The sequence below is a fragment of the Pedobacter cryoconitis genome (assembly GCF_001590605.1).
Taxonomy (GTDB): domain Bacteria; phylum Bacteroidota; class Bacteroidia; order Sphingobacteriales; family Sphingobacteriaceae; genus Pedobacter; species Pedobacter cryoconitis_A.
Genome location: NZ_CP014504.1, coordinates 3,498,868 through 3,512,165 on the forward strand (window position 1 = coordinate 3,498,868; position 13,298 = coordinate 3,512,165).

A 13,298-nucleotide genomic window follows, 5' to 3' on the forward strand; every position below is an offset into this window, starting at 1 on the left:
AAAAAAAGACTATTAGGCCAGGGCTTTATTCGATGATTTTTTTCTGGATACTGGCAGTTTTACTCGGAGCTGCTATTATCATGAAAATGATCCATTTTTTTAACACCCATTGGTAGTCGTAAAATCAGATCAAATAATTTAAAAAATGAAAAACCACATTACATATACTATTTCAATCCTTTTGATGTTTTGGACTACAAGTTTATTCAGTCAATCTCCTCCGGTAGTTTTCAAATCGATATCTGATACATCAGGTAAAAAGAAAGCAGATCAACAACAAAATTTTAAAAACCCTGTTCGTGTATCGTCAATCATCATTCCTTCAGTTGCGCTAGCTTATGGATTTGTAAAGCTGGGAAACAATGCGCTGACAAATTTGGACGTTGAGGCAAAACATGAATTTTACAGCGAACATCCCCACAAGCAATTTATAGTCGACAACTACCTTCAATTTGCACCTGGGGCAGCAGTGTTTGCACTTAATGGATTAGGCCTTAAAGGTAAAAATAGCCTCTTAGATCAAAGCGGGGTTTATTTATTGTCCAATATCATCTTAAATGCAACTACCCAAAGCCTTAAGGGGATCACCGCTGTCACTAGGCCAGATGGAACTCCGAGAGCATTTCCCTCCGGCCACGCAGCGGAGGCATTTGCCTCGGCTGAATTTCTTCGCAGAGAATATGGTGACCAATCGGTCTGGTACACGATCTCAGGCTATACCGCAGCTGCAACAGTAGGGATTTTGAGAATGTACAACAATAGGCACTGGTTTAGTGATGTGGTGGCGGGAGCTGGACTTGGTGTACTGTCAACCCAGGCCTCGTACTGGTTATACCCCAAAATCAAAAGAATATTCTCCAACAAACCTAAAAATAATGCACTAATTATGCCGACTTACAGATCAGGTACTTTCGGACTCGGGATGGTGAAAACATTTTAATCAATTAGGTGATATGCCATGTCAATCTAAACTCGGTGTCATTAGACAAGTTCCTCCAAAATTGAAAGGAGGTAAAGCACCTAAAAAACGTGAACAAAAGAAAAGAAAAAAATATGCGATCACTTTAATGGATATTATATTTTATTTTTTCTTTATACTGATCATGTCGGTCGTTGTCTTTGGTGCCTATGCGCATATTTCAATTTATTACTTGAAATAGATGATCAGTGATATATAAAATTAGCAGTCTGCAAATTAATATTTCGTGGTTTAAAGGAAAAGCCATTCCGAACTCACAGGTTATCGTTGAAAGGAAATCCGTATCGTCTTGAGCCAACTTTGGAACTCGTCCCTCCCTTGCTTCAAAGCAAACTTTTTTTCCGTAATTATTTAATCCTGTTACATCAATTCCATGTTGAAGAGTAGCTTAGAAAGCTCAATGTGTGCTTGAAAAAAAACGGCTTCTATATAATTTCCTAATTTTTTATTTTGTCCATGTATGAAGTTAGAAGAAAAAGCCATCGAGATAACTTTGCAATCTCCTAGATCTGTATGAATATGTACCTGATCTATATCCAACCCCTAAGCGATAGCACAAAACATAAGAAAGAAAGCAGCTTAAAAAGGCTGCTTTTATCACTTTTTATCTCTAAAGAAGGTATTTAAAACTTTCAGGATCACTAAAAGTAGAAAAAGCAGAAAATGCATTAAAAATAAAATAAGGCCGTTTATCACTTTCAATGGTATGACCCCTCTTTCTTTTTTATATTTGCAGTATTGATTTACAAGGTAATCAAGTGCAGTAAGCACCATTACTAAATCGCTACCGATAAAGTTTCCCACTCTTGTAAACTACTCTTTATTAGCTACTTTTGGTTATAATAATCTTTTTACACAAAAAAGAAGGCTAGATAGCCTCCTTAAAACTTTATCTTTATGCGATGGTGAACGTCGGTATAATTGAATTCCAGTTTGTCCTAAAGCGACCTGCCTTGTGACTTGTTGTGTTCGTTTGTATTTTCCGCTGAATTTATACCATGTTGCCCAATATCCTGAACCAATGGTTTTACATATTGGTCTGCGAAAAGTCCAGCGTTTTTTAAAATGCTTTCAGGGATGTTCGTATTTAAGATCTTAACCCCATCCTTTAGCTCTTTGAATATGTTTTTTGCGATGGTGTTGGTTACGCTCTCGGGGCCTTTGGGATGAGACAACACTTGTTTAAGTGGCACACTGTAGGTTTGGACGCTCCATGAATTATCATTGGGTTTGCCAAATACAATACCTTTTTCCATATCCTTTGCCACCTTCTTCTGGATTTTTTCCAACTCTTTTTTACCTAAGTAATCATTAAGTAGGTCATCAATGTGGTGTTCAAGTGTCATAGGTATAGAAAATGCCTCCATATAATCATCTTTAGGATAATGTTTATCAGGAAGTGCTTTCGCATATTGCTCTGCCTGATGTATAAGTTCTCGTCCCTCTTTATTATCTCCATCGTAATAGGTCGGGCCTCCACGACCATCGTTTTTTGCGGTTCCTACACGTTTGCCTTCGATGTATAGACTCGCCTGGAAAGCAAGTGTTTCTTCGCTAAAGGATTCGTAGTACTTGATATTTTTTAGTTCAATGTTCATAGTGCTGTTGTTTTAAGATTCTCTTTATTTGGTATCGATTTTATTAGGTTAAATTTTAAGCACGGCAATAGAGCCTGGTCCGTAGGAACCAGGCTCTATTGCTGTTAGTTATCTGCTTTTAAGATTCTTACACGTAGTACTTAGTGGTTAAATCAGATTAAACTGTTCGCGAAAAGAACAGTAGCCGTTTTTAGGTTTGTGGGTGCGTATACCTGAGCGTATGCCAACAACTTTTTCAAAACGGTTTAGTGAAAAAGAAGTGGCAGGGATATTGAATTTGCGTTTGCGATAAGTAATCTGTATTAGATCGTCGGTGACCTTGAAAAAAGCGTCTTTCCCCGACTTCCACAATGCGACTTTACAATCTGTGACCCTGCCTGTAAGTTCGGCATCAAATAGCGTATGCACCTTTGCGTTGACAAAGTGTTGTTTCAGAAAAGATATTTGATCCGCACTGGCCAACAACCCTAAAGAAGCAAATGCAACACTGCCTGGAATCTTTAGCCAATCTGGTCGTTTTTGGCAGAAACAAAGAATATCAGTTGCTGAATGGCTTAAAAACAAATGCCTGACCTGTGCGGGTAATCCCTCATACACCAACCACATTCCAGTAGAAACAGGTACAAGGTGCCTCTCGTCCGACCAAAATTCTATCGCTGTATCCCGTTGATTATCCTGATAGGTAAAAAGGATAGTGCCATCCTGAACAGTTATGCGGCTCACAAAAAAAGCCAATGTCTCCGGGTTAATAGAAAGTGGGCACGGATCGGCTAACAAACCCATTAGCGAGATGAGGTGCGCCCGTATCCTCGACTATATTGTGAACCTGTTTCATAGTCTTTATGCTCGCCCACGGTCATTTCCTTTTCTCTTTTAGGTTTTCCTACCATACTATCAGCTAGGGCCTGATTATAACCTTTGGTGTATTCTTCTTTTTGGCCGTCCTTATTCCCGGCAAGGTTGCGAATACCACGGAGCAGTAAATAAGAAATACCGCCGTCCATTAATACCGAAAGTATCAATGCCTTTCTGTCTGACCTGATCCCCTTGCTGTCGGTCGCGCTGTGCTGGATGCGAGTGCCTTCGTCCAATTCTATTACATCTCCGCGTTGGAATGCTTTCTGCTGTTCCTCTGACATCACTTGCCCGTTGACTTTTATAGGAGCTTCAACCTGCTCAGGATGGTAGGAGACAAATTCTCTGGTTTGCTTGTCGTATTCGATAATCAGCATCGCCAGTTTTTTATCGGCCTGCTCATAAACTTTCTGTATCGATTGTAGTTTACCGTCCAGAAGTACCCTGGCTTCTTCCTCACTGAGCAATGGATGTGGTTTGACCTCCTTATAGATGGGGTGCAGGTTCAGCGTGACGGTACTATCAGGGTTGCGATTAAGAGATAGTTTGGCATCCAGTTGTCGGATTTCAAAACCATCCATTTTTAAATGAAACATGCTGCGCATGTCTGTTCTTCGTCCTGCCAGCAAGGCGTCGACATCTTCACTGCTTAGATTCAACTTACCTTCCTGGTAAAGACCGAGCTTTTCGAGTTCTTTAATAGGCAACTCATTTTCCTTGATAAATGTTTCCATAATTAACAGATTGAAATTTTGTGATGATTTAGCGTCTTGCCACATTAGCAATTGCTGTGTCAGCTTCCTTAGAAATGGAAGTATCAGTCCCATCAATTGTGCGGGTTTTGTCCTGAGATTGCTGTTTTACCTGAAGCAAAGAACCGTACAGCATATCATTTTTAGAAAGCACAAAGTTGTGTCCTGTGTTCAAGTCCTCCATGCGTAAACGACCCTGTTTCAGATGACCATTTACTTTGTAAATTGTATTGTTATAAGCAATTTCGTCGCCTGATGACAGATATTTAGAGTTTGTCTGGTTTCTTGATGCCTTCGACTCAGGTATATTTTGCAACTCAGTTTTAACTTCCCTTTTTTGTTCTAAACCTGTGAGGTAATTGAGAATTTTCTCAGCGTCAGCAGCAGCGGCATGTATTTCAAAGGGTGTGTCCTGCAAGACCTTAATCCAACTATCCACATAAGCGGTGTGCTGTCTGGGGTCATGTCCAATCCGCAATTCCTGACCGATCAGCAGAGAAGCGATTTCTGCACGTAATTCCTCACGGGCATATGCTTCGGAGCCAAACTGATTCATTATACTACGGTCCAACCTGTCCTTATGTCCAGTCCAATGGCCCAGTTCATGAAGAGCCGTTGCATAATACTTATCTGGAGCATCAAACTGTTCTTTCAGCGGCATAGTAATCTGATCCTTGAACGGGCTGTAAAATGCATCTTCTCCGGCCCGATGGATGATATCAGCGCCAGAACTCGCAATCAGTTTTTCTGCTCGTTCTAAGGGATTCCAACCTAACTCTTGGATGTCTGGTTTTTGCAGGTTGGGAATCCCATTTACCTGCGCAGCATTGAATACCCAGGCGGTGGTAATGATTGGGCGATCCAGTTTTAAGGAAATCTTGATGGGTTTACCATCATCGTTCAACATAGGTTTACCACTTTCATCCCTTTTGGCCACTAAATCAGTTGTTTTAACAAACTGGATCAGAGAAGCCTTTTCACCTTTCTTAACACTCCACTGGTTGGCGGATGCCTGGTTAAAGGTTATCCATCGAGGATCTTCATAACCGTTAAGCAACAAGGAAAAGGTATTAATACCTTTATAGCGGTTTCCGGTGACGGCATTGTAAGGGAGCTCAAAAGATGGAAGATTATCGCTGTTCCAAGGTTTTTGCCAGGGAGCAGTTCCGGCTTTCAGCTGTTCAATGAGTTTTTCGGCCACCTGTATGTGCATAGCCTTAATCTTATCATTCGCCATCTTCTCCTACCTCCTGAGGGTCATCTTCTTCTGGCAGTTCGTCTGCATAGTCTACGCCATAAATGGCCGCTTCTGCGGCTGTAAGGCCAATAGCCTGGCCAGCTGCAAGTGTATTTAATTTATCTTGCAGGGTTCTTAAATGTTGTTCCATAAGTAATTAATTGATAGTTTGGGCTAACTGTTCGGGCAGTAACAGTGACCTTAAAAAATGTAATGGGTTGATGTATTTGTCCTTAAACCTAATGCTGAAATGCAGGTGTTCTCCGGTCACCCGGCCTGTTGCTCCGGTGACACCTATGATCTGACCTGCTTTTGCAGGCTCGCCTGGTATGACCAAGATCTGGGAAAGGTGTCCGTAAATACTTTGAAAGTCTCCATGAGAAATTCTCACATATTTGCCCAGCATTGGATTAAAACCTGTATCCGTTACAGTTCCGTCCAAAATATTTAGTACCGGATCACAACGGGCAGCAAAGTCAACGCCTCTATGCAGGTCATACTTATTAGTCACCGGATGTACGCGGTATCCAAAACCAGAGGTCACACGTAAATTTATTAACGGTAAGCTACTACGATATTGGTCACTGATTTGTGCTATAGCTACAGCTGAATGAGTCAGTAAAAAATGGACAACGACATGCAACACGAATATTCGAGGGTTCATCGGCTACGAGAAGATTGAATTTCGATTTCATCTGCTAGCCCACGTTTGATGAAATCCTCCAAGGTAACAAGGGAATTTTTGCCAACTTCCTCAAAGCCGATGGCCCACCGAAGTGCTTCTTCAATTGCTCCTGTTTGTCCAATAGTTTGCAGTCTGTAAATATCCAGTAGTATCCTTACATCTTTAGGGTCTAGTTCGAGTAATTTTGTCTGTATAGTTGCCAAAACCATTTCTTTTGGTTGTAAGGAAAGTAGGGCGTTAGTACTATAAACCCCAATATTATTGTAAGGAAATTGTACATGCACTTCATCATTTTTGAGATTGATTTGAGCAATTAACCCGACCTGACCTTGCATACGCATTGGATCATCAGTTAATGGATGTACCATTACTGATTTGTTCAAAAGTTCTTCCATTTCTAATTTTTTTAGCGCCTGTGAATAGGACGTTGTTCAACCTCAACCTGATTATTGTTGACTAAACCCAATTTATCTTGAAGTAAATTCTGGCTATGGGCTCTAACTGCATTATTTGTAGTTGACATTTCAAGAGCAGTTTTGTGGTTTATTGGCAAGATTGACTGTGCCTTCAAACTGATTTCTAAAAGCGTTTTAAAATCTTCCTTTGACAGTTTTTGCAAATTTGAAATTGCATTTGTGCTTATTTCATCAGATTTTTTCAAGACAAATAAGGCGTTACTGCTATATAGTGCCTGTTGTCCTTTTTCAAAGCTTATGTAAACATTGTCTCCCTCAATATCTATATCTGTTATCATACCAATCTGACCCTGCTTGCCTGCCGGGTCGTTTAGTAATGGATGCACCTGCGCATAAGTGCCAAGAAGTTGTTCCATAAAATATAGTTGTTAGGTGATTAATTTGTTATTTGTTAAAGGTTTGCTTCATTATTCCTTTAGGCTGAGGTACACCAACTGATGTCTGAGCAATTCTGAACTGTTTTACAACCTGTTGCACTTCCTCATTAATCTTTTGAAAGTTCTGCCGGAGTATTTCCTCTTTTTTGCCTTTGAAATCGTAATAGATTGGCAAGGACCGATAGCTTTGTTCTTCTTTTTTGATGGACTCTACATCCAGATTTACCCGACAGTTTACTGCCGAGGGCTGGTATTTCCCTGTATAGGTTTCAACGGCATCTGAGGCGATCAAACCCACCATTTCGCCAGCTCGCAGATTCGCGATCTTACCAGCAGGGATCAAAGGTTCGAGTTTTTCACTTAGGGAAACAGAGACCTTCGTCCGGTCGATACTCAGACTTTCACCTTCCTGTTTTACCTTGCCAAATAACCGTTCCAACCAATCTAATGTATCCTTATTCTGGACAGATCCAGAGAGCACATTACCGACCACGGAAGTAATCGTAGCAGCAGTTTCCTTACCATATTGCTGCTGAAATTGCTGGAGGCTTTGGATTCCGAGTACTGAGGCAACCAAATTACTTCTGGCTTGACTTAAAACCTGTTCGACACGAAAAATGTAGAGGCTGGGCGCTTCGTCAATGACAAGTCCAACGGGTAAATTGCCTTTAGTGTTTACCAGTTTCGTTACCCTATTTAGCACAAGGGAATAGCAGGTTGAATTAGTACTTTGTGTCAAAGGATCGTTGGCGAGCACCAAAATTGACGGGTTTTTAGGATCACTTATTTTTAGCTCGAAATCATCCCCGCTGAATACCCAAAAAGTTTCTTTCGTTGCCAATCTGCTGATAAAGATTTTAAGTGTACCTACTTGTCCTTCTAACTGATCGAAAGCTTTGGCCTGATAAGCACTTTTAAATGGGGAAAGTAGTGGTACCAGTTCCGGTTCAGAAAAAAGTGCGGTGAAAATGTCATCATAGGAAAGATTTAAGAACGAAAGAACATGCGGAGGGCTTGAATAACGACCATTTTCGTAGCTGCTGAAAAAATAAATGCATGCGGCCAGAAAATTGATAGCGGATTGTGTAAAGAACTGGTCACTGCCTCCCGAACGGTCACCTTTTTTCATGGCCTCAACTAAGGCTTCCGCTGTTTCAGAGGCATCGGCAAGTGTATTGAGGTATTTTCTTTTCCAGGGGTTTACTCGTTCGCTTTTTTCAACTTCATTTAGATTGATAACGTGGAATTTATAATCAAGGCATTTTCCTTTTTGTTTGGCCAATAAATAATGGTGATAGGCAACCTTGGCTAAATCAGGGTATTTTATATCATAAATGCATAAAGTGAAAGATTTAGCGATGAATTGCTTTATTATTGGGATAATAACAGAAAAAGTTTTACCCCCACCAGGAACTGATATTAAAAGCAAGCTTCTGAATAAATTTGCCAGCGGAATGAATCCTTTATGTACCTTCTTTTTGTAATAGAACAACATTGGTATATTCACCGAATACGGTGTCTCAATCGGTTTGATGGGTTGCATAAAGGATTCTCCCTCAATGTTCCATTTATCTGTACCGAGTTTTGAACTGATGATCTTCGATACATTATCCATAGCGATATGGATCAGTAAGGTTCCGAAAATTGCGGTGACGATGTACAGCAGATCAGACCAGCCAGCACCCATCCAAATGGCCGGTGTATGTTTTCCCTGAAACAAGATTCCCGAAAAGAAAACGATAAGACCAGCTACAAGTGGATAAACAATATGATTTTTGGGATTGAGGTCTTTGTTTTTTCTGCTGAGCGTACCTACTGAAACCAGGCAAATCAACAGTAGAGTAAATAGTTTGCTGTAAATGAGCTGGTGGTAAAATGGTAATCTGGCAAGCCTGATTACAAAAAAGCGTAGGTTAAATTTGTCCGTATAATCCTGTGTTAAAAATTTACTGGCGTAAAAAAACAGGAAAACTTCGATCAAGACGGACAAATAGATACCAAATTGCAGGAACTTGTAAAGGCTCTGCTGTTCCTTGGTTTCTTCCATATATCAAGTTTTGCTTTTAATGGATAAAGGGAGCTCAATGGAGACTCCCATTATTTGGACATTTTATAAACTGTCTGCTTTCAGAATATCACTGTATTTCATTTCTAGGGTAAGCACCCTCCCGGAAATCTGTTTTTCAGTCAGTTCAATATTTAGCAACTTATTACCCGGAAAGGTTACCTTTTTCAGGACATAGATATTTCGGTATTGCTTCTTAAATATGCTGTTTGGATACAGTTGCCATACAGGCTTGATTTCTACAGATTGTAGGTTTGTTGCTTTTGTGATCTTTTTATCTTCGATTTTGAAGCGCTGTTCGTCCACATCGTAAGGCAAGTTGCTATTGTTAAAATAGGTGATATCAAGAAATATGTGATCACCTGCGGCATATACATGGTTCAGTTTGGCCTTTAAACCGAAAGCCTTTGCCTTTCGCACCGACTTACCAGATGGTTTCTGTAGAATCTGAATAGCAAAATCCTGCATCTGCCTGGTTGTTAGTGAAATTCCAGGGACGTCCAGCGGCTGGGTATGTTCCGGTAATATATTCACTTGTGTGGGGACGATAAGTGATTGGTCATCCACATAGCGCAGGTTATATTGAGCAATAAAACTTTCGCCAACAATGGTTACTACACCAGGCCCATCTAAGGGCATCTTGACATCTGGAATTATCTTTAAGCGCAATACATTCTTTAAAGGCAGATCGCCCGCAACTGCGTGGGTGGATATGTCAACATATTGAAGGGGTTCGGGAGAAATAAAGTGCAATGAAATATCCCGACTGATCAGAATATCTGGTAGATCTTTGCGGTATATTCCTGCTGGGATTTGTGCATAAAGCCCCTGGGTCACCCATAAGATGGCCAATAAAAAAAAGATTAATTTTTTCATAAAAAATACGGGTTAATACTTGTTCTGATTGTTTTTGAGTTCTTGCGGGTCAATAAGATAGACCTGGGTGTTATATTTCAGTTTGGCTTTATTGCTACGGATCAGTTTGCTAACCGCCGTTGTAGTAGATTGAAACATTTTTTGAAGCATGCTCATGACTAGCTGGTTATTGTTTTCAGCTTGCTGTTGAATAGTCATACCCTGACTGGCATCGCTACCAAGTACTTTTGAAAATTCACGGAATGCAGATGCGGGGACATAAAGCCCAGGCAGGCCGTCATTATCGTAGATGTCAAGTCTGACAGGTAGTATATTGTTATTTTGAAAAATGGAGCTAATTGATAGGTTTACCCGTTGACCGCTAAAACCTGTTATCTGGGCATATAGGTATGTACCTTTTTTAACTAAAAACCGACCTGCGGTCATGTCATCTAACAGACGGATACGTAGACGCGAACCTGCATAGCCAGTGATGTCCTGATCTACTATGGCACGGATAAAACTATCTTCTCCATTAGCTGAAATGGTATTGAAAAGTGCCGTGGACGCCGAAGTTTTAGAAACGCTGAGTTTTTTTTGATTTTTAAGCTCCCGTTCAGCAAGGGCCATCGCTTTTTCTCTGGCTTGTTCTGATTTGTAATCGGGGTCGTTTGCTTTGCCCATGCTGTCGATCAGTGACATTTGTTCCCGAAAAATTTTCATGGGGTCAGTTTGTCCCTTATTACCAGGCACCTCTGATGTGGTAGGTGCCGATTGTTGATGCTTTAATTTGGAAAGTGCAGTTGCCAAGTCTCGGTCTGTATCGTAAGTTTTTGGTGGCTGTGTTTTAGGGACTGCGTTGGGAAAGGTTGAATGTGATGTGCGTGGTTCTTCGGCTGTGTTACCATATTTCCTTTTCATTTCCCGGTCGATGGAATCCAACATCCTTTTTTCCATTTGATTGTACAGGTCTGGAACTTTTTGCCTGTTGGTTTGTTCGTCTGCGATCCCACCGACTGCTGTGTAACCATCGGCATCTTTGTATTGCTTACGGTAAGCATCCAACTTATCTTCAATACCTTTGTTTTTAACCTCTTCGGAAACATCCACCAATGTTTCCTGTAGCGTATTTCCATTTTGTTGTACGGGTACATCTTTTCCAAAGCTGCTTTTCCATGCGTAAAAAAATAAGCATAGGAAAGGAAGTAGGATCAGCGGTAGCACATATCGCGGTTGCTTGAAATTGATCTTCATAATTAGGGTGTTGGTTTAATATTTAGCTCATTATGGATGATTTCCAACTGCTGAATTGCATCTTTGACAAAAAGGCTATCGGCAGCAGTCAGCTTTTCTTTGTGCAGTACTGTGTTGATCTGATTTTGCAGATCAAGCACTTTCTGAAATGCCTGCCCGGCACCTATGATCTGTCCGAACCCCTGGGCTACATTGGTGCCTGAACTGGAAAGCGATGGCAATGACTTGGGTTCCTTTACCCTCATAACCGTAAAGGCGAATACGCCTGAAAACAGTATAGACGCCAGCATGAGGGCAAATATTTGCGTTGGGTATCTGGAGCTGACGAGTTTCCAAAGAGCCGACAAGCGGAGAAAGTACCCTCCGAACTCTTTTCTGAGCTCGTATAAAAGATTTGGGCGGGGTTTAAAATGAGTTTTTCTGTACATTTTCAATGTCTTTATTTTCCAATGTTTTCCAACGGGTAATAAGTACCGCATGGGGATTGTTATCAGAGCGGATTTTCAGGTCTTTTAGATAACCTTCAGTGACGAGCGAACGAATAATCGTGGAGCTGCGACGGTCTATCTTCTGGCGACCGTAGTAACGGAAATACTTAAGCCCCTCATCAATAAAAATTGAATCGGTCTGAAGTGTCAACACAGCACTGGAGGAGAGAATTGAATTGAAAAATCCTTTTTCTTTAAGGTTGTTATACTGAAGTGCACCACTTTCATCAACCAGGTACATTGCTCTTTTCATCTGATATTCGATATACTTATCATCAGGCGTAAGTGAAAAGAAAAGACTATGGAAAAGGTTGACGTGCGAACGATATTCCGCAGCGCGGTTCATTTGAAGATCAGTTTGCCTGGCTAGCAGCGGAACGCTGTTTGCATCTAGCACGTAGACGCTTCTTCGAGCGTCTGCAACCTGTTTGTAAGCAAACAGGGAAACGATCAGGACGATGACAACGGCCAGGATAAAACTTCCTGCGGACAAAAATGTGGCAAGGCGTACTTTGGCTTCGATATTTTTTACAATCATTATTTCATCATTTTGCTTAAGATTCTGGACATATTTGAAGCACCTCGACCCATCGTGGAAGCAGCAGAACTTATCCCGGATGTAGACACGATCCATGTACTAATGCTGGGAACTGCTAACATGGTAAGACCTCCAATCAAAAAGGTTACTATTACCATCCCGAAAGAGAGTAGGCCATTTCCGGCAAGCCACCCAAGTTTTTCCAAGCGGTCGGCAGAGGTGCCGACAAGCTCTTTGTAGCGGCTTATCTCCGCTTCCATAGCATAATGCTGGAATAAAGAAGCGACGTAAAGAACTAGAAAACCGATACCTGTATAAAGATTAACCGAAATGAACCTTGCAACCCATGTAGTAAAACTGTCCCTGAATGCAGGAAGGATGCTGATTGCTACTGAGAATGGCCCCAGTATAATCAGTATCGTAGAAAAGATAATCTGGATAATGAAGATGAGATATACACAGATCCGAAGTATCCATAAAGCCAATGTTTCCAGAATGGAAGTGGCAAGGAGTTGCAGACCGACTTGCATGCGGTTACGTAACTCTACTATTGGGTTCCATACCTCAGCAAAACCTTCCTTAACCGTAGACTTCACCGATTCCCAGGCATTCTGGTACCAGGTGTCTGCCTCCTGTTTGGCTGTTTCGGTTTGGGCCTGCACAGTGAGCAGATTATCTGCTACCTGTACCATCAGCTGGGCTCTTTCCAGTCGTAAGTTATTCACTTCTGTTTGGCTGCTATTAAACATAATCTCAGTCTTATTTGCAATTATATCTGTGGGAAAGGAGACCACTCTGGTAAAAGGAGACCACCAAAGAATTACCATGACCAGGCCGAATGGACGAAGCAGTGGCATAATTTCCATTTTTTTATCACCCGACATCATTTCATATGACTTAACGGCAAAAAAAATGAGCATGAAAATGGCCGATAGTGCCTGTGCATCTGCAATAAATGCATCATAGTGCGTCCACAGTGTATTTTTCATTTCCTTTAAAAAATGCATCATACCTTCTTCGTAGACCCCGTTGCCTTGCAAAAAATTGAAAGTTTTTTTAAATGAGTCTGGCACATTTCCGGAACCTGATTGCATAAAAAAACCGGCAGTGCCGGTCAGTAAATTGGTTATGTTCATCAT

At 41.1% G+C, this 13,298-nt stretch carries 15 protein-coding genes; 1 reads left to right on the forward strand and 14 read right to left on the reverse strand.

The annotated features are described in order from the left end of the window. The first annotated feature begins 145 nt into the window (after positions 1-145). Positions 146-940 (forward strand): phosphatase PAP2 family protein, encoded by a 795-nt coding sequence (locus AY601_RS14265; protein ID WP_068402233.1) that lies wholly within the window; start codon positions 146-148, stop codon positions 938-940. Between the two features lie 977 nt (positions 941-1,917). Here the strand turns inward: AY601_RS14265 and AY601_RS14275 are convergent. From AY601_RS14275 to AY601_RS14335, 14 genes are all read right to left on the reverse strand, one after another. Next, positions 1,918-2,577, reverse strand: a complete 660-nt coding sequence (locus tag AY601_RS14275; RefSeq protein WP_068402237.1) for a hypothetical protein — start codon at positions 2,575-2,577, stop codon at positions 1,918-1,920. 147 nt (positions 2,578-2,724) lie between these two features. Next, entirely contained in the window at positions 2,725-3,300 is a 576-nt protein-coding gene (locus AY601_RS14280) for a hypothetical protein (protein ID WP_157287928.1), read from the reverse strand. 59 nt (positions 3,301-3,359) lie between these two features. After that, positions 3,360-4,166 (reverse strand): DUF4099 domain-containing protein, encoded by an 807-nt coding sequence (locus tag AY601_RS14285; RefSeq protein ID WP_198163531.1) that lies wholly within the window; start codon positions 4,164-4,166, stop codon positions 3,360-3,362. 28 nt (positions 4,167-4,194) lie between these two features. Beyond that, complete coding sequence (locus AY601_RS14290; protein WP_232324603.1) at positions 4,195-5,397, reverse strand: ArdC family protein; 1,203 nt, start codon at positions 5,395-5,397, stop codon at positions 4,195-4,197. 13 nt (positions 5,398-5,410) lie between these two features. Continuing rightward, positions 5,411-5,572: a hypothetical protein gene (locus AY601_RS25730; RefSeq protein WP_157287930.1), complete on the reverse strand. Its 162-nt coding sequence runs from the start codon at positions 5,570-5,572 to the stop codon at positions 5,411-5,413. Positions 5,573-5,578: 6 nt separating this feature from the next. Continuing rightward, a complete protein-coding gene (locus tag AY601_RS14295) occupies positions 5,579-6,085 on the reverse strand; it encodes a M23 family metallopeptidase (protein ID WP_084359284.1) in 507 nt (168 codons plus the stop codon). Next, on the reverse strand, positions 6,082-6,501 hold the full coding sequence (locus AY601_RS14300; protein ID WP_157287932.1) for a hypothetical protein: 420 nt from the start codon (positions 6,499-6,501) through the stop codon (positions 6,082-6,084). Before AY601_RS14300 ends, AY601_RS14295 begins: the two co-directional genes overlap by 4 nt. Positions 6,502-6,512: 11 nt before the next feature. Continuing rightward, the gene (locus AY601_RS14305) at positions 6,513-6,938 is read right to left on the reverse strand and encodes a hypothetical protein (protein WP_068402247.1); all 426 of its coding nucleotides are present in this window, start codon (positions 6,936-6,938) and stop codon (positions 6,513-6,515) included. 28 nt (positions 6,939-6,966) lie between these two features. Continuing rightward, the gene (locus tag AY601_RS14310; protein WP_068402249.1) at positions 6,967-9,006 is read right to left on the reverse strand and encodes a TraM recognition domain-containing protein; all 2,040 of its coding nucleotides are present in this window, start codon (positions 9,004-9,006) and stop codon (positions 6,967-6,969) included. Positions 9,007-9,069: 63 nt separating this feature from the next. Beyond that, on the reverse strand, positions 9,070-9,900 hold the full coding sequence (gene traN / locus AY601_RS14315) for a conjugative transposon protein TraN (RefSeq protein WP_068402251.1): 831 nt from the start codon (positions 9,898-9,900) through the stop codon (positions 9,070-9,072). A 12-nt stretch (positions 9,901-9,912) separates the two neighbouring features. Then, positions 9,913-11,133: a conjugative transposon protein TraM gene (gene traM / locus AY601_RS14320; protein ID WP_068402253.1), complete on the reverse strand. Its 1,221-nt coding sequence runs from the start codon at positions 11,131-11,133 to the stop codon at positions 9,913-9,915. 2 nt (positions 11,134-11,135) lie between these two features. After that, entirely contained in the window at positions 11,136-11,561 is a 426-nt protein-coding gene (locus AY601_RS14325; RefSeq protein ID WP_124558628.1) for a hypothetical protein, read from the reverse strand. Further along, positions 11,539-12,159 carry a conjugative transposon protein TraK gene (traK, locus tag AY601_RS14330; RefSeq protein WP_198163532.1) on the reverse strand — a complete coding sequence of 207 codons (621 nt, stop codon included), beginning with the start codon at positions 12,157-12,159 and terminating at the stop codon, positions 11,539-11,541. Before traK ends, AY601_RS14325 begins: the two co-directional genes overlap by 23 nt. Then, positions 12,159-13,298, reverse strand: coding sequence for a plasmid transfer protein (locus AY601_RS14335; RefSeq protein ID WP_232324604.1), 1,140 nt, complete (start codon positions 13,296-13,298; stop codon positions 12,159-12,161). The genes traK and AY601_RS14335 overlap by 1 nt, the downstream gene beginning before the upstream one ends.